Origin of the sequence: Alcaligenes sp. SJTW-7 (assembly GCF_047716895.1) — a bacterium.
GTDB classification, from domain to species: domain Bacteria; phylum Pseudomonadota; class Gammaproteobacteria; order Burkholderiales; family Burkholderiaceae_B; genus Alcaligenes; species Alcaligenes ammonioxydans.
In genome coordinates this window covers 2,690,617-2,710,767 of sequence record NZ_CP136682.1, presented here as the reverse complement: position 1 = coordinate 2,710,767, position 20,151 = coordinate 2,690,617, and the positions used below count along the sequence as shown (strand labels likewise).

The 20,151-nt window shown below is 55.0% G+C and carries 18 protein-coding genes and 3 tRNA genes; 19 read left to right on the top strand and 2 right to left on the bottom strand.

Features of this window, described 5'->3' with window-relative positions; translation table 11 throughout:
• Positions 1–94 precede the first annotated feature (94 nt).
• Positions 95–364 carry a 30S ribosomal protein S15 gene (rpsO, locus tag RSQ48_RS12185; RefSeq protein WP_003801068.1) on the top strand — a complete coding sequence of 90 codons (270 nt, stop codon included), beginning with the start codon at positions 95–97 and terminating at the stop codon, positions 362–364.
• A gap of 89 nt (positions 365–453) precedes the next feature.
• Complete coding sequence (gene pnp, locus RSQ48_RS12180) at positions 454–2,592, top strand: polyribonucleotide nucleotidyltransferase (protein WP_003801066.1); 2,139 nt, start codon at positions 454–456, stop codon at positions 2,590–2,592.
• A 442-nt stretch (positions 2,593–3,034) separates the two neighbouring features.
• Here the strand turns inward: pnp and RSQ48_RS12175 are convergent.
• Together RSQ48_RS12175 and RSQ48_RS12170 are read right to left on the bottom strand one after the other, a co-directional pair.
• A tRNA-Leu gene (locus RSQ48_RS12175) sits at positions 3,035–3,120 on the bottom strand.
• Positions 3,121–3,132: 12 nt separating this feature from the next.
• Positions 3,133–3,222 (bottom strand) — tRNA-Ser (locus tag RSQ48_RS12170).
• A gap of 232 nt (positions 3,223–3,454) precedes the next feature.
• Between RSQ48_RS12170 and RSQ48_RS12165 the strand changes: the two genes are divergently transcribed.
• The 17 genes from RSQ48_RS12165 to nuoL all read left to right on the top strand — a co-directional run bounded on the left by RSQ48_RS12165 (position 3,455) and on the right by nuoL (position 20,151).
• Complete coding sequence (locus tag RSQ48_RS12165; RefSeq protein ID WP_003801065.1) at positions 3,455–4,429, top strand: NAD(P)H-quinone oxidoreductase; 975 nt, start codon at positions 3,455–3,457, stop codon at positions 4,427–4,429.
• Between the two features lie 160 nt (positions 4,430–4,589).
• Positions 4,590–5,330: a triose-phosphate isomerase gene (tpiA, locus tag RSQ48_RS12160; protein ID WP_059318019.1), complete on the top strand. Its 741-nt coding sequence runs from the start codon at positions 4,590–4,592 to the stop codon at positions 5,328–5,330.
• Positions 5,331–5,348: 18 nt separating this feature from the next.
• Positions 5,349–5,765, top strand: coding sequence for a preprotein translocase subunit SecG (secG, locus tag RSQ48_RS12155; protein ID WP_003801063.1), 417 nt, complete (start codon positions 5,349–5,351; stop codon positions 5,763–5,765).
• Between the two features lie 222 nt (positions 5,766–5,987).
• A tRNA-Leu gene (locus RSQ48_RS12150) sits at positions 5,988–6,072 on the top strand.
• Between the two features lie 608 nt (positions 6,073–6,680).
• On the top strand, positions 6,681–7,856 hold the full coding sequence (locus RSQ48_RS12145; RefSeq protein ID WP_059318018.1) for a porin: 1,176 nt from the start codon (positions 6,681–6,683) through the stop codon (positions 7,854–7,856).
• Positions 7,857–8,458: 602 nt separating this feature from the next.
• Positions 8,459–8,818, top strand: a complete 360-nt coding sequence (locus RSQ48_RS12140; protein ID WP_003801061.1) for an NADH-quinone oxidoreductase subunit A — start codon at positions 8,459–8,461, stop codon at positions 8,816–8,818.
• Positions 8,819–8,964: 146 nt separating this feature from the next.
• Positions 8,965–9,441, top strand: a complete 477-nt coding sequence (locus tag RSQ48_RS12135) for a NuoB/complex I 20 kDa subunit family protein (RefSeq protein WP_003801059.1) — start codon at positions 8,965–8,967, stop codon at positions 9,439–9,441.
• A gap of 26 nt (positions 9,442–9,467) precedes the next feature.
• A complete protein-coding gene (locus RSQ48_RS12130) occupies positions 9,468–10,079 on the top strand; it encodes an NADH-quinone oxidoreductase subunit C (protein ID WP_003801057.1) in 612 nt (203 codons plus the stop codon).
• Positions 10,080–10,084: 5 nt separating this feature from the next.
• On the top strand, positions 10,085–11,338 hold the full coding sequence (locus RSQ48_RS12125; protein ID WP_003801056.1) for an NADH-quinone oxidoreductase subunit D: 1,254 nt from the start codon (positions 10,085–10,087) through the stop codon (positions 11,336–11,338).
• Between the two features lie 29 nt (positions 11,339–11,367).
• Positions 11,368–11,862: an NADH-quinone oxidoreductase subunit NuoE gene (nuoE, locus tag RSQ48_RS12120; protein ID WP_003801055.1), complete on the top strand. Its 495-nt coding sequence runs from the start codon at positions 11,368–11,370 to the stop codon at positions 11,860–11,862.
• Positions 11,859–13,226 carry an NADH-quinone oxidoreductase subunit NuoF gene (gene nuoF, locus RSQ48_RS12115; protein ID WP_003801054.1) on the top strand — a complete coding sequence of 456 codons (1,368 nt, stop codon included), beginning with the start codon at positions 11,859–11,861 and terminating at the stop codon, positions 13,224–13,226. Before nuoE ends, nuoF begins: the two co-directional genes overlap by 4 nt.
• Before the next feature lie 14 nt (positions 13,227–13,240).
• Positions 13,241–15,571, top strand: coding sequence for an NADH-quinone oxidoreductase subunit NuoG (gene nuoG / locus RSQ48_RS12110; RefSeq protein ID WP_003801053.1), 2,331 nt, complete (start codon positions 13,241–13,243; stop codon positions 15,569–15,571).
• A 1-nt stretch (position 15,572) separates the two neighbouring features.
• Positions 15,573–16,646, top strand: a complete 1,074-nt coding sequence (gene nuoH, locus RSQ48_RS12105; RefSeq protein ID WP_059318017.1) for an NADH-quinone oxidoreductase subunit NuoH — start codon at positions 15,573–15,575, stop codon at positions 16,644–16,646.
• A 17-nt stretch (positions 16,647–16,663) separates the two neighbouring features.
• Positions 16,664–17,152 (top strand): NADH-quinone oxidoreductase subunit NuoI, encoded by a 489-nt coding sequence (nuoI, locus tag RSQ48_RS12100; RefSeq protein ID WP_003801051.1) that lies wholly within the window; start codon positions 16,664–16,666, stop codon positions 17,150–17,152.
• Between the two features lie 18 nt (positions 17,153–17,170).
• Positions 17,171–17,812, top strand: a complete 642-nt coding sequence (locus RSQ48_RS12095) for an NADH-quinone oxidoreductase subunit J (protein ID WP_003801048.1) — start codon at positions 17,171–17,173, stop codon at positions 17,810–17,812.
• Between the two features lie 2 nt (positions 17,813–17,814).
• The gene (nuoK, locus tag RSQ48_RS12090) at positions 17,815–18,123 is read left to right on the top strand and encodes an NADH-quinone oxidoreductase subunit NuoK (protein WP_003801046.1); all 309 of its coding nucleotides are present in this window, start codon (positions 17,815–17,817) and stop codon (positions 18,121–18,123) included.
• 15 nt (positions 18,124–18,138) lie between these two features.
• A complete protein-coding gene (nuoL, locus tag RSQ48_RS12085) occupies positions 18,139–20,151 on the top strand; it encodes an NADH-quinone oxidoreductase subunit L (protein ID WP_003801044.1) in 2,013 nt (670 codons plus the stop codon).

The window sequence follows — 20,151 nt, the reverse complement described above, 5'->3', positions numbered from 1 at the left end:
TGCTTGCACGGGCCCGTTGGGCCGGTGTACTCAATTTCATTTTCAACACGTTAGGGCACCTCGGTCCTAACGCAAGTCTTAGAGGCTATATAAAATGGCAGTTGCAGATATCAAAAAAGTCGATATCGTTTCCGAGTTTCAGCGTAAACAAGGCGATACAGGCTCCCCAGAAGTGCAAGTGGCTTTGCTGACCGCTCGCATCAACGAATTGACCGGCCACTTCAAGGCTCACAACAAAGATCACCACTCCCGTCGTGGTCTGTTGCGCATGGTTAGCCGTCGTCGCAAATTGCTGGATTACCTGAAAGGTCGTAATCCAGACGCTTACCGTGCTTTGATCGAAAAACTCGGTCTGCGTAAGTGATACCGGGGCTGGCTCCCCGCTAAACAACCGTGCATTCGGCGAACTGGTTTCGCTGTGTGCACGGTTTTTTTATTGTAAGGATTCTCCTAATGTTCAATAAAGTCACCAAGTCTTTCCAGTACGGTGAGCACACCGTTGTGCTGGAAACCGGAGAAATCGCACGTCAGGCGTCAGGTGCCGTGCTGGTTTCCATCGAAGATACTGTTGTGCTGGCCACCGTTGTGGGCGCCAGCAAAGCGAAAGCCGGTCAGGACTTTTTTCCTTTGACCGTGGATTACGTTGAAAAAACCTACTCTGCCGGCAAAATTCCCGGTGGTTTTTTCAAGCGTGAAGGTCGTCAGTCCGAGCGCGAGATCCTGATCTCCCGCCTGATCGATCGCCCCTTGCGTCCTCTTTTCCCCGAGGGCTTCTACAACGAAGTTCAGGTCATCATTCACACCGTATCGGTCAACCCTGAAATTGACCCAGACATCGCTGCCATGATTGGCGCGTCCGCTGCTCTGGCCATCTCGGGTATTCCTTTCAATGGTCCGGTGGGCGCGGCGCGCGTTGGTTACATCGATGGTCAGTATGTGCTGAATCCATCGGCCACTCAGCTGAAGTCTTCGGATCTGGATCTGGTGGTTGCCGGTACCGAACAAGCTGTCTTGATGGTTGAGTCCGAAGCCAAGCAATTGTCTGAGGAAGTCATGCTGGGCGGTGTGGTGTTTGCTCATGAGCAAATGCAAGCTGCCATCAACTGCATTCATGAGTTGGTTGAGGAAGCAGGTAAGCCCGAGTGGGATTGGCAGCCGGCTGCTGTCAACGAAAGCCTATTGGCTTCGGTTAGCGCCGCTGCCGAGGAAGGTTTGAAGCAAGCGTATCAAACGCGTGAAAAACAGGCTCGCACGGAGCAGCTTCGCGCGGTATACGCCCACGCCAAAGAAACCGTTCTGGCTCAAGCAGAGGCTAACGGTCAGGAACAGCCTGACATGGTGGCTGTTGAAAACATGCTGTTTGATCTGGAAAGCAAGATTGTGCGCTCGCGCATCTTGAGTGGCGAGTCCCGTATTGACGGTCGCGATACCCGCACTGTTCGTCCTATCAGCATCCGTTTGGGCGTATTGCCTCGTGCTCACGGTAGCGCCTTGTTTACGCGTGGCGAAACCCAGGCTTTGGTGGTGACGACGCTGGGCACCAAGCAAGATGAGCAAATTATTGACTCGATCATGGGTGAGTACCGCGATCGCTTCATGATGCACTACAACATGCCTCCTTTCGCTACCGGCGAAGCCGGCCGTTTCGGTGCCCCCAAGCGTCGTGAGATTGGTCACGGTCGTCTGGCCAAACGTGCTCTGACCCCTTTGCTGCCAGCAGCTGAGGATTTCCAGTACTCCATCCGCGTGGTGTCCGAGATCACCGAATCCAACGGTTCGTCTTCTATGGCGTCCGTGTGCGGTGGCTCTCTGTCCATGATGGATGCGGGTGTTCCGGTGCAAGATCACGTGGCGGGTGTGGCCATGGGTCTGATCAAGGAAGGCAACAAGTTTGCCGTACTGACCGACATTCTGGGCGACGAGGATCACCTGGGTGATATGGACTTCAAGGTGGCCGGTACCGAGAAAGGTATTACTGCTTTGCAGATGGACATCAAGATCCAGGGCATTACCAAGGAAATCATGCAGGTTGCATTGGCTCAGGCCCATGAAGGCCGTATGCACATCCTGGGCAAGATGAAAGAGTCCATCGACGGTTCCCGTACCGAGATGTCCGAATTTGCTCCTCGCATGTTGACCGTGAAGATCAACCCCGAGAAGATTCGTGACGTGATTGGTAAGGGTGGTGCCACCATCCGCGCTCTGACCGAAGAGACGGGCACGCAGATCGATATTTCGGACGACGGTACGATTACCATCGCCAGCGCTGATCTGGACAAGGCTCGCGAAGCGGAGCGTCGTATCAAAGAACTGACGGCTGAAGTTGAAGTGGGTCAGGAATACGAAGGCCCAGTGATGCGCTTGCTGGATTTTGGTGCGATCGTTCAGGTTCTGCCAGGTCGTGACGGTTTGCTGCATATCTCTGAGATTGCCAACTACCGTATTGCCAATATCAATGACGTACTGAAAGTCGGCCAGATTGTGAAGGTCAAGATCATTGAGGCTGATGAGAAAGGTCGTCTGCGTCTGTCGATCAAGGCTATTGGTGGCATTGAAGCTCAAGGCGGCCCGGCTGCTCCTGCTGCTTCTTGATAGAGTCTGCTGTTTGGTGAAAGAAAAACCCGCTCAAAGGCGGGTTTTTTTGTGCCCGGCCATCTGTAAGACAGAGCAAAGGCAGCACGTGCTGTGCAGTGCCGGAAGTCTGGGTGACTACATTATTGATGCAGTAGCAGTAGCAGTTAGTGGGAGGTTGCTGGCGGCATCCCTGCTTTTTGTTGTGCCTGTATTGCATGGGGCTTAGCAAGGGCCAGCCTTGGTGTGTACGATGCGGGCAGGGGAGGACATTGGGGGTGAGCGGCTGCTGCTTGAAGTAGTGCTTGCTAAGTGCCTGCATCGCAGGCTTGGCTTTCGGCCGGGAGTCGACATAAAAAAACCCGCTTTAGGGCGGGTTTTTTATGACTGGACAGAGGCCATGAGCGAATAAAAACGGATGCTTTTATCGCGGGCGAAGATATCCGCCACTATCGAGAATATATGGTGCATCCAGCCGGAATCGAACCGGCACGATCAAGGATCGAGGGATTTTAAGTCCCTTGCGTCTACCAATTCCGCCATGGATGCAGCGGGAGTTGATGGCGGAAGCGGTGAGATTCGAACTCACGGATGGGTTACCCCATCGCCGGTTTTCAAGACCGGTCCATTCAACCGCTCTGGCACGCTTCCTATCAATCGCACTTTTACTGGACGCATACTAGTGCCTTTAAGCACCGCGGCCAGGAAAGCCTTAAAGTGTAACGTATAAATTCGCCAACGTCATGGAAATAATCGGTTTTCCTCTACGAAGCCGGGCACCTGTAGCGGCGCATATGATAGATTGCAGCAGGTATGGTGGCCGCATGGTGTTTTCTATCCGGGCCGCGATAAGCAAATAGTAGAGATATCACAGGGAGCAGGCATGCGAGCAGTGGAAATTACCGAGTTTGGAAAACCAGAAGTATTGCGAATTGGCGAGCGACCGATGCCGCAGGCGGGTGCCGGGGAGGTATTGGTCAAGGTGTTGGCGGCGGGTGTCAATCGGCCTGATGTGTTGCAACGTGCCGGCGCCTATCCGCCACCTGCTGGGGCTTCTGATATTCCAGGGCTTGAAGTAGCGGGTGAAATCGTGTCCGGCGATCTGCAGGGTAGTGAGTTCAAGATAGGTGATCGGGTGTGTGCGCTGGTAAGCGGTGGCGGCTATGCCGAGTACTGCGTGGTCCCGGTAGAGCAGTGTTTGCCGGTGCCCGCCGGCTTCAGTGTGCTGGAGGCGGCCGGTTTGCCCGAGACCTTTTTTACAGTCTGGAGCAATGTATTTGAGCGTGGGCAGTTAAGCGCAGGCGAAACCTTGCTGGTTCACGGTGGAGCAAGTGGTATTGGAACCACCGCCATTCAGCTTGCTGTGGCGCTAGGGCATAAGGTTTATGCCACGGCGGGCAGCGATGAGCGTGTGCAAGCCATCAATCGTCTCGGCGGAATTGGTATCAACTACAAAACACAGGTTTACGAAGAAGTCATTAAAGGCAAAACAGAAGGCCGTGGCGTAGATGTGATTTTGGATATGGTCGCCGGTGACTATATCAATCGCGATCTGGCTTGCTTGGCGGACGATGGCCGCATCGTCATTATTGCGATGTTGGGTGGCGTGAAGGCGACCATTAATTGTGGTGAGATTTTGCGCCGACGCCTGACGATTACCGGCTCTACCCTGCGTTCTCGGCCCGTTACGTTCAAGGCCCAGTTGGCGCGGGCCCTGAGGACGCATGTCTGGCCTTTGCTCGAGGCCGGGCGGGTACGACCGTTGATTCACGCTACTTTCCCCCTGGAGAAAGCCAGTGAGGCGCACGCCATGATGGAGGCGGGTGAGCAGGTTGGCAAGATCATTCTTGTTCCCTAAAAGCAGCAAAGGGTGGCACGGCCACCCGTTTTCTAGCGCTGAAGAAAGGAATTTTCAGCTAAAGATGCGCGTAAAGGATTGGCTCGCGCTACAATAGCCGGTTAGCTGCGCCTTGATTTGTAGGCGTTGGTGTAACTTTCTGACTGGCATCAAGGGAGCAATGAGCGTACATTCTTCGCGTAAACGACTGGTTGCGGGCAATTGGAAATTAAATGGCTCGCTTGATGGCAACAGCCGTCTGCTGCAAGAACTGCTTGTTCGGCCTGAGATGCAGGCAGAGTGTGATGTGCTTGTATGCGTTCCTTACGTGTATTTGCCTCAGGCGGTGAGTATCCTGAAAGGATCGGCTATTGCTGTCGGTGCTCAGGATGTGAGTGTTCATGCCAAGGGAGCTTACACCGGGGAAATTTCGGCAGCGATGCTGGCCGATATCGGTTGCCGCTGGGTCATTGTCGGGCATTCTGAGCGTCGGCAGTATCATCAGGAAAGTAGCGCTCAGGTTGCGGCCAAGGTGTTGGCTGCCTTGGATGCGGGCGTGACGCCGATAGTCTGTGTTGGTGAGCAGTTAGCTGATCGCCAGGCAGGGCAGGAGGTCTGCGTGGTACAAGACCAGCTCGAACCGATTAAAGCGCTGGGCGCGCAGATCGTGTCTCGTCTGGTGTTGGCTTATGAGCCCGTGTGGGCTATTGGCACGGGTCTGACGGCTTCGCCGCAGCAAGCGCAGCAAATGCACCAACAGATTCGTGCCTATATGGAATCGGATCAGGTGCGCATTTTGTATGGTGGCAGTGTGAAGGCGGATAACGCCGCTGAGCTATTTGCCATGCCGGATATTGATGGTGCCTTGGTGGGTGGTGCATCTTTGGATGCGCAAGAATTTTTACGTATTGTGGCCGCTTAAAGGGTCTGGAGTCTTTAAATGCAAGATTGGATGTCTTCCGTTCTGATGGCGGTGCAGGTTATCTCCTCGCTGTTGATTATTGGTCTGGTTCTGTTGCAGCAGGGTAAGGGCGCAGATATGGGATCTGCTTTTGGTGGTGGTTCCGCAGGTAGCGTTTTTGGCGCTGCGGGTGCGGCCAACTTCCTGTCGCGTATGACGAAATGGGCGGCTATCGTCTTTTTTGCTTCTACTGGCGGTTTGGCATGGGTGGCTCACCATCCTGCGCAAAAGGCAGACGCAGGTGTGATGCAAGGTTACGAATCCTCTGTGCCGGGTGCGGCTCCAACGGGGGCAGCCTCAGTTCCAGCGCCCGCGCCTGCAGCCTCCGTACCGGCGGCTGTGCCTCCAGCAGCTTCGGAAAGTCAGGAAGTGCCCGCGACTCCTGCGGCCAAGTAAATGCGACTGGCTTGTGAGCATTTGGTCTCTCTCTATAAGAGGCTGGAAAGATCACAAGGCAGTTTGAAAAGTAAGCAGACAAAGCCCGCCCTCAAGGCGGGCTTTGTTGTTTATGGCTGATTGTGTGAAATATGCCCCAGTACCGGGTTTTTTAAGTGTTTTAGGCTGTTTTGTGCTGACAGTCTCACTTTTATCGTGCTAATATCGCTGTCTTGATTGCTTGCCGACGTGGTGGAATTGGTAGACACGCTATCTTGAGGGGGTAGTGGCGAAAGCTGTACGAGTTCGAGTCTCGTCGTCGGCACCAAACAAAAAGCTGTGCGCTTGTGCGGCTTTGAAATAAAACCTGATCCTGAAAAGGACAGGTTTTTTTTTGCTTTTTTTGACGCCAGGCTGTCGGTGCGGTGGGGGTGAGGGTGTGGAATGTGGAGCGATTTGGACTCGTCTCACCGCTTTCCTGGCTCATTTGATAGCGGTCAGGCTGGCCCTCGTAAAAATTCCCGCATTATGGAAAAGCTGAAAACCCGATGTCTTGGATGGAGGCTTTGCTGGAGAGGTGATGGGGGCGTGGGTGGGTGGTTGCGCTTTCTGGCGGGGTCGGCTCTATTTTGTCAGAATCCAGTATTGGCGATGCATTGCTGTAAGGACTTAAAGCAAGTTCTTAAGATGATTTCCGGCTTAGCCCGCTAATTGTCGCCTTCACTCAAAGCGGCCAGGAAAGCCTCTTTAAACAGGTTTTTGTTGTGTATAGCCAACAGCCTGTGCACAAAGATTCACGTTTCCGAAGGCTTTCGTAGTCAAGCGACGGGAATTTTGATGCAATAACGTTAACTTCCCATCGCGGAGTTAGAAAGAGCAGCAGCACTGTTGTAGTTGGGCTGCTCTGATTTACTCAAATCTACGGAGATTTCTTACATGAAAAAGACTCTGCTCGCTGCTGCTCTGATGGCCGGCTTCGCTGGCGTCGCACACGCAGAAACGTCTGTCACCCTGTACGGTATTCTGGACGGTGGTATCGGTTACCAGAAGTTCAAAGGTGTTGATTCTTATGCTTCTAACCGTGATGGTATGGAGTCTATCAGCCAGAAGAAAACCGGCATGATCAATGGCATCCAGTCCGGCAACCGTTGGGGCCTGAAGGGTTCTGAAGATCTGGGTGATGGCCTGCGTGCTGTGTTCGTTCTGGAAAGCGGTTTCGATCTGGGTACCGGTACCCACAAGCAAGGTGACCGTCTGTTCGGTCGTCAAGCCACTTTGGGTCTGGCTGGTGACAGCTGGGGTCAACTGGACTTCGGTCGTCAAACTAACATCGCCTCCAAGTACCTGCCAGGCGTAGCCGATCCATTCGGCGGTGGTTTCGACCAAGCTAACATCGGTGCTGCTTTCACAGCTGCTAACACCGTTCGTTACGACAACATGGTCATGTACCAAACCCCTAACTTCTCCGGCTTCCAGTTCGGCGTTGGTTACTCCTTCAACACCAATGGTCCTGAAGAGTACAAGATCACCAACAGCGTAAGCCCTGAAGATGGTCTGGAGCGCAACCAGCGCGGTATCACTACCGGTCTGCGTTACGCTAACGGCCCTATCGGTGTTGCTCTGACATACGATCAGTACAAGACTCGTGAAAACCGCGCTGCAGTTGGTGCTCCTGTGACTGGCGGCGACACTGTCAAGTCCTGGAACATCGGCGGTAGCTACGACTTTGAAGTTGTGAAAGCTCACTTGGCTTTCGGTCAAACTCGTGACGGTCTGTTCGAAGCTCAGTCCTTCAGCGGTGTTGGCATTGACACCAGCAACCTGAAAGGCCTGAAAGTTAACACCTACCTGGTCGGCTTGTCCGCTCCAGTTGGTGCCGGTACTGTGATGGGTTCCTGGACGATGGCTGATCCTCGTTCGGCTCCAGACGCATTGGCTAACACCGGTGCTTCGTGGGAAATGAAGAAACAGCACACTTTCAGCCTGGGTTACAGCCACCCACTGAGCAAGCGCACCAACGTGTACGCAATTGGTTCCTACGCCAAGAACGTTCACTTCTTGCCAGACGGCAAGTCGACTCTGGTCGGCGTTGGTCTGCGTCACCAGTTCTAATCGTTTCGCGTAGCATGTCTACGCGTTGCGAAGGGCAGGTCTTAGGACTTGCCTGAACTGCAGAAGTAAAAAAAGCCATCCTTCGGGATGGCTTTTTTATTGCTGGTTTGTAGGAGGGTGCGCGCATGGGAAGTCGGTTGCCGGCTGCGGTAGGTTTGAGCTGCGGCTGCGAGTTTGGATGTGTGGAAGGATATGCGTAGACGGCAGGTTTTGGGCTGGCCGAAAGCTTTGGGTGTGCATGCCGGGCTATATCGGGCTTGAGTGTATTTTGTGCTGGATGTTGGAGTGGAGCTTTTGGGGCCGACAGGCATCTGCTGTGTTCTTCTTGCTTACAAATTAATAAGGAAAATTTGTTTTCTAATGCCTAATTGCTGACATTTTCCTTACAAAACGGAGTAAGATGGGTAATCATGATCTTAAATCGCAACCCTTAATAGAATAAATAATCAATAGTTGAAGGGTTTTTGGTCAGGTAGCTGACGGTTTTTGCGGCGTGGGTGCAACACCCGCGCATAGATGTAATGCTTTGGGGTTATCCCCCAAAACTGTGCTCTCAAAATGCTACAATCCAAGAGTTTATTTACTGCGATTGGATGCTTTGCATGAACCTGCAAGAGTACTTTCCCGTTTTGCTATTTATCATCGTTGCCACTGGGATTGGCCTGGCGCTACTTTTGGTCGGTCGAGTGCTCGGTCCCAACCGGCCCGATGCTGAAAAGCTCTCTCCTTACGAATGCGGTTTTGAAGCATTCGGCGATTCGCGCATGAAGGTGGATATCCGTTACTACCTGATCGCGATTCTGTTCATCATGTTCGATCTGGAAATCGCTTTTCTGTTTCCCTGGGCCATGGCCAATGGAACAGTAGGCCTGGTTGGTTTCTGGACCGTTATGGCGTTTCTGGCCGTTTTGACGGTCGGTTTTATCTACGAATGGAAAAAAGGCGCTCTGGACTGGGAGTAACCCATCCACAGAGAACCCGCCTGAGGGTTTTCGCGTCTGCTGCTGGGCATAAGGGGCACGAGGATGCGTCTTGATGACAGCGGGTTTGGTCAGCAACAGGACAGGCCGGGTCTTCCCTGGCTCTGATCCGGCAAAAGGCAACTACTATGGCTATCGACGGCATTCTCAAAGAAGGTTTTGTGACGACCAGTGCAGACAAGTTTCTGAACTGGGCAAAAACAGGGTCTATGTGGCCCATGACATTTGGTCTGGCCTGTTGTGCAGTGGAAATGATGCACGCTGGTGCGGCTCGTTATGACCTGGACCAATTTGGCATTATTTTCCGTCCCAGCCCACGTCAGTCTGACTTGATGATTGTGGCGGGTACCCTGTGCAACAAGATGGCGCCTGCCTTGCGCAAGGTGTACGACCAGATGGCCGAGCCACGCTGGGTCGTATCCATGGGCTCCTGTGCCAATGGTGGCGGCTACTACCACTACTCCTATTCGGTTGTGCGCGGTTGTGATCGCATCGTTCCGGTGGACGTGTATGTGCCGGGCTGTCCTCCGACCGCTGAAGCCTTGGTTTACGGCTTGCTGCAAATGCAGAACAAGATCCGCTTGACCAATACCATCGCACGCTGAACGGTTAGAACAGGCTAAACAAGACTATGACACGGCTAGAAACTTTAAAAACCAACCTGCTCTCCATCCTGGGCGAGCAGGCTGCGTTGACGCAAGCGCGCAATGAGCTCACTTTGGAAGTGCCGGCTGATGCGTGGGTTGATACCTGCACCTTGCTGCGCGACCATGCTGATTTGCGCTTTGAAACCTGTATTGACCTGTGCGGGATTGATTACTCCGCCTGGAAAGCGCCTACCTATCAGGCGGCTGCGGGTCAGTTCCCTCATCGCTTTGCCGTTGTGCTGCACCTGATGTCCTTGAAGCACAATTGGCGCCTGCGTGTGCGCTGCTTTGTGCCCAACGATGATTTTCCAACATTGCCGACCCTGTTCGAGGTCTGGCCTTCGGTGAACTGGTTCGAGCGCGAGGCGTTCGACCTGTACGGCATTATTTTCGAGAACCACCCTGATCTGCGTCGCATTCTGACCGACTATGGTTTTATCGGTCACCCGTTCCGCAAAGACTTCCCCATCTCCGGTTACGTCGAAATGCGCTATGACACCGAGCAGAAGCGGGTCATTTACCAGCCCGTCACCATTGAGCCGCGTGAGATCACGCCGCGAGTGGTGCGCGAGGATGATTACGGAATTGGGCGATAAGCATCATGGCAGAAATTCAAAACTACACCCTGAACTTTGGTCCTCAGCACCCGGCTGCGCACGGCGTGTTGCGTTTGGTGCTCGAGTTGGACGGCGAAGTTATTCAGCGTGCCGACCCCCATATTGGTCTGTTGCACCGCGCCACCGAGAAGCTGGCCGAGCACCGCACTTTCCTGCAAACCCTGCCTTACATGGATCGTCTGGACTACGTGTCCATGATGGTTAACGAACACGCCTACTGCATGGCCGTGGAACGTCTGGTGGGCGTAGAGGTTCCTTTGCGCGCTCAGTACATCCGCGTCATGTTTGACGAAATCACCCGCATTCTGAACCACCTGATGTCGGTCGGTTCGCATGCGCTGGACGTGGGTGCGATGGCGGTGTTCCTGTACGCTTTCCGCGAACGCGAAGATCTGATGGACTGCTATGAAGCAGTCTCTGGCGCTCGGTTGCACGCCGCTTACTACCGTCCAGGTGGTGTGTACCGCGACTTGCCCGGCACGATGCCTCAGTACAAGGCCAATAAGTACCGTTCCGACAAAGAATTGAAGGCCATGAACGAAGCCCGTTCGGGTTCGCTGCTGGACTTCATTGAGGACTTCACCAATCGCTTCCCAGCCTGTGTGGACGAGTACGAGACCCTGCTGACGGATAACCGTATCTGGAAGCAGCGGCTGGTGGGTGTGGGCGTGGTCGATCCCGATCGTGCCAAGGCGCTGGGCTTTACCGGCCCCATGCTGCGTGGTTCGGGCGTGGAGTGGGATCTGCGCAAGATGCAGCCCTATGAAGTGTACGATCGCGTCGAATTTGATATTCCCGTGGGTCGCAACGGTGACTCTTACGACCGCTATCTGGTTCGTATCGCTGAAATGCGCGAGAGCAATCGCATCATCCGTCAGTGTGTCCAGTGGCTGCGCAACAATCCCGGCCCTGTCATCACGGATAACCACAAAGTGGCGCCACCCTCGCGCGAACGCATGAAAACCGGGATGGAGGATTTGATCCACCATTTCAAACTGTTCTCCGAAGGTATGCACGTGCCTACTGGCGAAGTGTATGCCGGTGTGGAGCATCCCAAGGGCGAGTTTGGCATTTATCTGGTATCTGACGGTGGTAACAAGCCTTACCGCATGAAGATCCGTGCTCCGGGCTTCGTCCACTTGCAGGCCCTCGATGAAATGAGCCGCGGTCACATGATTGCCGACGCGGTCACGATCATCGGCACGCAGGACATTGTGTTTGGCGAGATCGACCGTTAAGGTCGCGCCTGGAAAAACGGAACCGAATTATGTTGCTTTCCGAAAAAGCCTACCAACAGATAGATAAGGAACTGAGCAAGTTCCCGGCAGATCAACGTCGCTCTGCCATCATGGCCTCTCTGGCCATCGCCCAGCAGGAAAAAGGCTGGGTATCGCCAGAAATTATCGAGGATGTTGCCCAATACATTGGCGTGGAGCCTATTGCCGTGCAGGAGGTTGCGACCTTCTACAACATGTTCCACACCAAACCCGTTGGCCGCGTCACCATTTCCGTTTGCACCAACTTGCCCTGTGCGCTGCGTGATGGCGTCAAGGCCGGCGAGTACCTGAAAGAGAAGCTGGGTATCGATTACGGTGAAACCACGGCAGATGGCCAGTTCTCCCTGATCATGGGGGAGTGCATGGGTTCATGTGGTGATTCGCCCGTCATGTTGCTGAACAATCAGCACATGTGCGTGCGCATGGAAGCCGAGCGCATTGATGCCATGCTCGAAGAATTGAAGACATACGGAGAATCGGCATGATTGCACCGGACATTCTGCGCAAGTTCGCACAGGGACTGGAACCCAACCCTGGTGGCGACCTGTCGCGCAGCATGATTTTTCATGATCGTCACATCCAGCCGCAGATTCTGGCTGGCTTGAATGGCGATAACTGGGGCCTGGAAGATTACGTCAAGCGCGGTGGCTACGAAGCCTTGCGCAAGGTGCTGACCACCGGCATGAAGCCTGAAGACGTGATCGCAGAGGTCAAGACCTCGGCCTTGCGCGGTCGTGGTGGCGCAGGTTTCCCGTCGGGTCTGAAGTGGAGCTTCATGCCCCGCAGCCTGCCAGGCCAGAAGTACCTGGTCTGCAACTCGGACGAGGGCGAGCCAGGTACTTTCAAAGACCGCGACATTTTGCGTTTCAACCCGCATATCGTGATCGAAGGCATGGCTATTGCGGCTTATGCCATGGGCATTACCGTTGGCTATAACTACATCCACGGTGAGGTCTTCGAAATTTATCAGCGTTTTGAAGAAGCGCTGGAGCAGGCCCGTGCGGCCGGTTTCCTGGGTGACAAGATCCTGGGTTCGGACTTCAGCTTTCAGCTGCATGCGTTCCACGGTTATGGCGCCTACATTTGCGGTGAAGAAACCGCTTTGCTGGAGTCTCTGGAAGGCAAGAAGGGTCAGCCCCGTTTCAAACCTCCCTTTCCCGCCAGCTTTGGTCTGTATGGCAAGCCAACGACCATCAATAACACCGAAACCTTTGCGGCCGTTCCCTGGATTTTGCGCAACAGTGGTCAGGAATACCTGGAAGTAGGTATCCCCAACGCTGGCGGTACCAAGATCTTCTCCATTACCGGTGACGTAGAGCGTCCCGGTAACTACGAAGTGCCTCTGGGGACACCGTTTGCCACCTTGCTGGAATTGGCTGGCGGCATGCGTGATGGTCGCAAACTGAAGGCGGTGATCCCGGGTGGGTCCAGTTCGCCTGTTTTGCCGGCTGACATCATGATGGCCACCAATCTGGACTACGACTCGATTGCCAAGGCGGGTTCCATGTTGGGATCGGGTGCCGTCATTGTGATGGATGAGACACGTTGCATGGTCAAGTCCCTGCTGCGTCTGTCCTATTTTTACTATCACGAAAGTTGCGGCCAGTGTACGCCGTGCCGGGAAGGCACAGGCTGGTTGTGGCGTATGGTGCATCGTATCGAGAACGGTCAAGGTCGTCCGGAAGATCTGGACATGCTCGACGACATCGCACATAACATCATGGGGCGCACCATTTGCGCCCTGGGTGATGCTGCTGCCATGCCGGTGCGCAGTTTCGTTAAGCATTTCCGCGACGAGTTCGCACACCACATCGAGCATAAAGGCTGTGTGGTGCCTCAATATTTGTAGGCCAGGACAACGTAATGGTAGAACTCACCATCGATGGCATTAAAGTTGACGCCCCGGAAGGCAGCATGGTCATTCAGGCTGCCCATGACGCCGGGGTCTACGTGCCGCACTTCTGTTATCACAAAAAACTGAGTATTGCCGCCAACTGCCGCATGTGTTTGGTGGATGTGGAAAAAGCGCCCAAGCCTTTGCCTGCTTGTGCCACTCCCGTCACCAACGGCATGGTTGTGCGTACTCGTTCGGAAAAAGCCATTGCCGCTCAAAAGAGCGTCATGGAGTTTCTGTTGATCAATCACCCTCTGGATTGCCCTGTCTGCGACCAGGGGGGAGAGTGTCAACTGCAGGATCTGGCCGTGGGTTACGGTGGCTCCGAGTCGCGCTACAAGGAAGAGAAGCGCGTTGTGGCTGCCAAGTCCATGGGCCCGCTGATCTCCACGGATGCCATGCAGCGTTGCATTCATTGCACGCGTTGTGTTCGTACAGGCGAAGAAATCGCCGGTGTGCAAGAGGTTGGCATGCTCAACCGAGGCGAACACGCCGAGATCACGACCTTTGTGGGTCGCGCAGTGGAGTCCGAGCTGTCGGGCAACATGATTGACGTTTGCCCCGTTGGCGCCTTGCTGTCCAAGCCGTTCCGCTTCAATGCCCGTACCTGGGAATTGGCCCGTCGTCGCAGCGTTAGCCCGCACGACAGCGTGGGTGCCAACCTGGTGCTGCAGGCCAAGATGGACAAAGTGCTGCGTGTCGTTCCTTTCGAGAACGAGGAAGTCAACGAATGCTGGATCAGCGACCGTGACCGTTTCTCGTACGAAGGCCTGTATACCGAAGATCGTCTGACCCGTCCCATGGTGCGTGGTGATGACGGCCAGTGGCGCGAGGCCTCCTGGAACGACGCCATGCAGACCATTGTGGCTGGCATGAACGCTGTGCGCGAGAAGTTTGGTGCGGATCAGTTGGGCTGTATTGGTTCGGCGACTTCCACCACTGAAGAACTGGCTTTGCTGGCTCGTCTGGGCCGTGCTCTGGGTACTGAAAACGTAGACTTCCGTCTGCGTCAGACCGATGCCCGTCTGGATGGCGCCTTGGCCGGTGTACCTTGGTTGGGTATGCCTCTGACTGCCTTGAACGAGCTGGATCGCGTTCTTGTTGTGGGCTCCTTCCTGCGTAAAGATCATCCCTTGATGGCTCAGCGTCTGCGCCAGGCTGTCAAACGGGGGGCACAGGTTTCTTTTATCGATTCGGCTGCCGATAATCCATTGTTCAACGCGATTGCTGGTCGTATGACCGTGGCTCCAAGCCAGTTGGCCAATTCTCTGGCTCAAGTGCTGGTTGCGGTTGCCAAGGCCAAGGAGACTGCGGTTCCTGCTGGTCTGGAAAGCGTGCAGGTGTCTGCTGAGGCTCAGCAGATCGCTGACAGCCTGGTGTCTGGCGAGCGTGTCGCTGTCCTGCTGGGCAATATGGCGGTCAACTCGGATCAGGCCAGCGTGATTGCGGCCAACGCTCATGCGATTGCACAGGCTAGCGGTGCCAAGCTGGGTTTCCTGACTGCGGGTGGTAATACCGTGGGTGGTTATCTGGCTAACGCCGTACCGGGCAAGGGTGGCTTGACCGCCGAGCAAATGCTGGCTCAAACCTTGCGTGCTTATCTGGTTCTGAACGTTGAGCCTGCTCTGGACAGCGATCTGGGCGAACGTGCTGTCGAGACATTGAAGTCCGCTACGTTCTCGGTGGCGCTGACATCGTATCGTTCCGCTGCCGAGCAGTGGGCCGATGTAATGTTGCCCGTGTCTCCCTTCACTGAAACCTCTGGCACCTTTGTCAACGCCGAAGGCCGTGTACAAAGCTTCAAGGGGGCAGCCGCTCCCGTGGGTGATACACGTCCTGCCTGGAAAGTTTTGCGTGTGTTGGGCAATCTGTTCCAGCTGGACGGTTTCGATGACGAAACCTCCGAGTCGGTGCGTGACTCTGTCATGGCTGCCGGTGTGGAATCGCGTCTGTCCAATCAGATCAATCTGGCTGCCAGCGTTCTGCCTGAAGGCAGTGGCCTGGAGCGTGTGGCTGATGTGCCTATTTACCGTAGCGATGCGCTGGTACGTCGTTCGGCTCCGCTTCAGCAAACACCGGCTTCGGCACCGCCCACAGCTCGTATGGCTGCTGCCACCCTGGCTCAGTTGGGTCTGGTTGACGGTGATCTGGTGAAGGTTCGTTCGTCGCAAGGCGAAGTCAGCTTGCCTGCTCAACTGGATGACACCGTGGCATTGAACTCGGTGCGTGTTGCCACCGCTTTTTCTGAAACTGCCGCTTTGGGTAGTGCATTCGGTCAATTGACAGTGGAGCGTGCATAACATGGATTTTCTCTCTGCCATCAATAGCTACGGTACGGACCTGCTGGGTCCGGACGCATGGTATGTGGTGTGGACGCTGCTGAAGGTTGTCGCTATTGCGGTGCCCGTCATTCTGTGTGTTGCCTACCTGACCTACTGGGAACGCAAGATGATTGGCTTCATGCACGTTCGTCTGGGACCGACCCGTGTCGGTTACCGCGGCCTGCTGCAGCCTTTTGCTGACGTTTTCAAACTTCTGACCAAAGAGCTGATCGTTCCTGCGAAGTCCAACAAGGTCCTGTACCTGCTGGCACCCGTCGTGACGCTGATGCCCGCTCTGGCCGCCTGGGCTGTGATTCCTTTTAGCCCCGATGTGGTGCTGTCTGACGTGAACGCCGGTCTGCTCTACATTCTGGCGATCACCTCGCTGGGTGTGTATGGTGTGATCGTGGCGGGTTGGGCATCCAACTCCAAGTACGCCTTGCTGGGTGGTCTGCGTGCAGCTGCTCAGGTGCTGTCCTACGAACTGGCCATCGGTTTTGTGTTGATCACGGTGTTGCTGGTTTCCGGCACCTTGAATCTGTCGGGCATCGTGGTCGGTCAGACCCAGGGTTATTTTGCGGACAAGGGCTTGAACTTCCTGTCCTGGAACTGGCTGCCCTTGCTGCCACTGTTTGTGATCTACGTGATTTCCGCTGTTGCTGAAACCAACCGTCACCCCTTTGACGTGGTGGAAGGCGAATCGGAAATTGTGGCCGGTCCCATGGTGGAGTACTCCGGTACGGGTTTCGCTCTGTTCTTCCTGGGTGAGTACGCCAACATGATTTTCCTGTCGGCGCTGGCGTCCATCATGTTCTTGGGTGGCTGGACTCCGATTGTCGAGTTCGCTCCCTTCACCTGGGTTCCGGGGTGGTTGTGGCTGGGGCTGAAGACTTTTGTCGTCGTCTCCATGTTCATCTGGTTCCGTGCGACGTTCCCACGTTACCGCTATGACCAGATCATGCGTTTGGGCTGGAAAGTATTTATCCCGCTGACCGGTGTTTGGCTGGTTATTGTGGCGATCTGGATGCAGACGCCATGGAACATCTGGCATTAAGGCTAAGGGGCAAGATTATGGAAGCAATCAAAGATTTCTTCGGCAGCCTGATGCTGTCCGAGATGCTCAAAGGCATGCGCCTGACGGGGAAGTATTTTTTCAAGCGTAAAGTGACGCTGCGTTACCCCGTTGAGACCACGCCCGCTTCGCCACGTTTTCGCGGTCTGCACGCTTTGCGTCGCTACGAGAACGGCGAGGAGCGCTGCATCGCCTGCAAACTGTGCGAGGCCGTCTGTCCCGCCATGGCCATCTCCATCGAATCGGCAGAGCGCGAGGACGGCACCCGCCGCACCACACGTTATGACATCGATCTGGCCAAGTGTATTTTCTGTGGTTTCTGTGAGGAAAGCTGCCCGGTCGATTCGATCGTGGAAACGCATATTCACGAATACCACGGTGAAAAACGCGGCGATTTGTACTACACCAAGGACATGCTGCTGGCTATCGGTGACCGCTACGAAGACGAGATCGCTCGTCGTCGTGCCGCAGATGCACCTTATCGCTAAGGCCGGAGCTCTACACTCATGTTATTTACTACTGTTCTGTTTTATGTGCTGGCGCTGGTGATGGTGGTGGCCGCGTATCGCGTGATCGCCGCCAAGAACCCGGTTACAGCCGTATTGCATTTGATTCTGGTGTTCTTCACCGCTGCCATGATGTGGATCACGATGGGGGCCGAGTTCCTGGGCCTGCTGCTGGTTGTGGTCTACGTGGGTGCCGTGATGGTGATGTTCCTGTTCGTCATCATGATGCTGGATGTGCGTCAGGAGTCCGCTGCCCAGAAATTCAAGGCTTACGTGCCTATGGGGCTGTTGATCGGCGCCATCATGGTTCTGGAAATGGGCTTTGTGCTGACCAAGCTGTGGTTCACCACTGCCCCTGCTGCAGCCGTGGCTGCGGATTACAACAACACGCGCGTTATTGGCGAGCTGATGTATTCCCAGTACGTCCTGGCTGTTTTGCTGGGCGGTATTGTGCTGCTGGTTGGCATGATCTCGGCCATTGCACTGACGATGCGTAAACGTGAAGGCGTCAAACGCACCGTTTCCAGCGAACAGGTCAAGGTTCGCTCGAAAGACCGTCTGCGCATGGTTTCCATTCCTTCTCAAACCGAAAAGCCGTCGGTGTCCAGTTCGGCTGACGCTGTCGTGCCAGGAGACAAATGATGATGACGCTGACGCTTGCGCACTATTTGGTCCTGGGCGCTGTGCTGTTCACGATTGGCCTGTTTGGCTTTTTCCTGAACCGTCGCAACCTGATTGTTTTGCTCATGTCTGTTGAGCTGATTCTTTTGTCGGCCAACATGAATTTCGTGGCCTTCTCCACGTGGATGGGCAATGAGGCAGGTCAGGTGTTTGTCTTTTTCGTCCTGACGGTCGCTGCGGCCGAGGCGGCCATTGGTCTTGCAATTCTGGTTCTGTTGTTCCGTAACCTTAATTCGATCAATGTCCAGGATCTCGACCAGCTCAAGGGTTGATGGGATAGCACACTAATGAACTCCATAAATCTTTACTTAACGATTGCGCTTGCTCCCCTGGTGGGCTCGGCGCTAGCCGGTTTGTTCGGTACCGGCTTTCTGGGTCGATTTGTCGGCAAGACAGGCGCTCACCTGATCACGATCGCGGGCGTGCTGATTTCCTTTATCGGCTCGGTCATGGTCTTGCTGCAGGTCCTGGAAGGCCAGACGTTCAATGGTCCGGTCTACACCTGGATCACCATTGGCAGCATCCAGTGGGATATCGGTTTTCTGATCGACAAGCTCACCGCCCTGATGATGGTCGTGGTGACGTCCGTGTCGCTGATGGTTCACATCTACACCATTGGCTACATGAAGGACGATCCGGGCTATCAGCGCTTTTTCTCCTACATCTCGCTGTTTACCTTCTCGATGCTGATGCTGGTCATGTCCAACAACATGCTGCAGCTGTTCTTCGGTTGGGAAGCAGTGGGTCTGGTGTCCTACCTGCTGATCGGTTTCTGGTACGAGCGCAAGACCGCTATTTTTGCCAACATGAAGGCCTTTCTGGTCAACCGTGTGGGTGACTTCGGCTTTGCCCTGGGTATCGGTCTGCTCTATGCCTACACCGGTTCGATGAACTACAGCGACGTGTTCGCCAAGGTTCAGGAACTGAGTACCCTGACATTCCCCGGTACTGACTGGCAATTGCTGACGGTGGCCGCCCTGGCCCTGTTTGTGGGTGCCATGGGTAAGTCGGCTCAGGTGCCTTTGCACAGCTGGTTGCCAGATTCCATGGAAGGTCCCACTCCTATCTCGGCGCTGATTCACGCCGCGACCATGGTGACGGCCGGTATCTTCATGGTGGCCCGTTTCTCGCCTGTCTTTGAGCAGTCGACGACCGCCTTGTCCTTCATTATCGTGATCGGTGCTACGGGTGCCTTGTTCCTGGGCCTGCTGGGTATTATCCAGAACGACGTCAAGCGTGTTGTGGCTTACTCCACCTTGTCCCAGCTGGGTTACATGACCGTGGCTCTGGGGGCGTCGGCCTACTCGGCGGCGGTGTTCCACCTGATGACGCACGCGTTCTTCAAAGCCTTGCTGTTCCTGGGTGCTGGTTCGGTCATCATTGGCATGCATCACGATCAGGACATCCGCAACATGGGTGGTCTGCGCAAGTACATGCCAATCACCTGGCTGACGTTCCTGATCGGTACGCTGGCTCTGGTGGGCACGCCGTTCTTCTCGGGCTTCTACTCGAAAGAGCACATCATCGAAGCGGCAGGCGACGCCGGTATCTGGGGTTCGACCTACGCTTACTACGCCACACTGATCGGTGTGTTCGTCACTTCGCTGTACTCCTTCCGTCTGTACTTCCTGGTTTTCCACGGCAAAGAGCGCTTCCGTGACGTCAAGCACGATGAGCATCATGGTCATGACGATCATCACGCTCATGGTGGTGATCCGCACGAGTCGCCTTGGGTGGTGACACTGCCTTTGGTTCTGCTGGCCATTCCGTCCATTTTCGCCGGTATCTGGTTCGTTGAACCTTTGCTGTTCGGTGGCTACTTTGACGGTATTGTGACGGTTCTGCCGGATCATCCTGCCATGGCGACCCTGGCCAGCCATTGGACTGACTGGATGGCTTACGCTCTGCACGGCTTTGTGACCTTGCCATTCTGGCTGGTTGTGGCTGGTGCGGTGGTGGCCTGGTACATGTACCTGGTCAATCCTGCCTTGCCTGCAGCCATCAAGAAGAACTGCTCTTTTATCTACCGTATCCTGGAGAACAAGTACTACGTTGACTGGTTCAACGAGCAGGTGCTGTCTCGCGGCGTTCGCTGCCTGGGTACGGGCCTTTGGAAAGGTGCTGACCGCGGCCTGATCGACGGCCTGGTGGTCAATGGTAGTGCGCGCGTGGTGGGCTGGGTGGCTGCAATCAGCCGTCATATCCAGTCCGGCTATGTCTACCACTATGCCTTTGCCATGATCCTCGGGATTCTGGCGCTCTTAACCTTTTTTGTACTGGCGAGTTCGGTAAATGGCTAG

Coding starts and splice junctions, on each gene's coding strand:
- rpsO (WP_003801068.1), top strand. CDS start 95: ATGGCAGTTGCAGATATCAAAAAAGTCGATATCGTTTCCGAGTTTCAG.
- pnp (WP_003801066.1), top strand. CDS start 454: ATGTTCAATAAAGTCACCAAGTCTTTCCAGTACGGTGAGCACACCGTT.
- RSQ48_RS12165 (WP_003801065.1), top strand. CDS start 3,455: ATGCGAGCAGTGGAAATTACCGAGTTTGGAAAACCAGAAGTATTGCGA.
- tpiA (WP_059318019.1), top strand. CDS start 4,590: ATGAGCGTACATTCTTCGCGTAAACGACTGGTTGCGGGCAATTGGAAA.
- secG (WP_003801063.1), top strand. CDS start 5,349: ATGCAAGATTGGATGTCTTCCGTTCTGATGGCGGTGCAGGTTATCTCC.
- RSQ48_RS12145 (WP_059318018.1), top strand. CDS start 6,681: ATGAAAAAGACTCTGCTCGCTGCTGCTCTGATGGCCGGCTTCGCTGGC.
- RSQ48_RS12140 (WP_003801061.1), top strand. CDS start 8,459: ATGAACCTGCAAGAGTACTTTCCCGTTTTGCTATTTATCATCGTTGCC.
- RSQ48_RS12135 (WP_003801059.1), top strand. CDS start 8,965: ATGGCTATCGACGGCATTCTCAAAGAAGGTTTTGTGACGACCAGTGCA.
- RSQ48_RS12130 (WP_003801057.1), top strand. CDS start 9,468: ATGACACGGCTAGAAACTTTAAAAACCAACCTGCTCTCCATCCTGGGC.
- RSQ48_RS12125 (WP_003801056.1), top strand. CDS start 10,085: ATGGCAGAAATTCAAAACTACACCCTGAACTTTGGTCCTCAGCACCCG.
- nuoE (WP_003801055.1), top strand. CDS start 11,368: ATGTTGCTTTCCGAAAAAGCCTACCAACAGATAGATAAGGAACTGAGC.
- nuoF (WP_003801054.1), top strand. CDS start 11,859: ATGATTGCACCGGACATTCTGCGCAAGTTCGCACAGGGACTGGAACCC.
- nuoG (WP_003801053.1), top strand. CDS start 13,241: ATGGTAGAACTCACCATCGATGGCATTAAAGTTGACGCCCCGGAAGGC.
- nuoH (WP_059318017.1), top strand. CDS start 15,573: ATGGATTTTCTCTCTGCCATCAATAGCTACGGTACGGACCTGCTGGGT.
- nuoI (WP_003801051.1), top strand. CDS start 16,664: ATGGAAGCAATCAAAGATTTCTTCGGCAGCCTGATGCTGTCCGAGATG.
- RSQ48_RS12095 (WP_003801048.1), top strand. CDS start 17,171: ATGTTATTTACTACTGTTCTGTTTTATGTGCTGGCGCTGGTGATGGTG.
- nuoK (WP_003801046.1), top strand. CDS start 17,815: ATGACGCTGACGCTTGCGCACTATTTGGTCCTGGGCGCTGTGCTGTTC.
- nuoL (WP_003801044.1), top strand. CDS start 18,139: ATGAACTCCATAAATCTTTACTTAACGATTGCGCTTGCTCCCCTGGTG.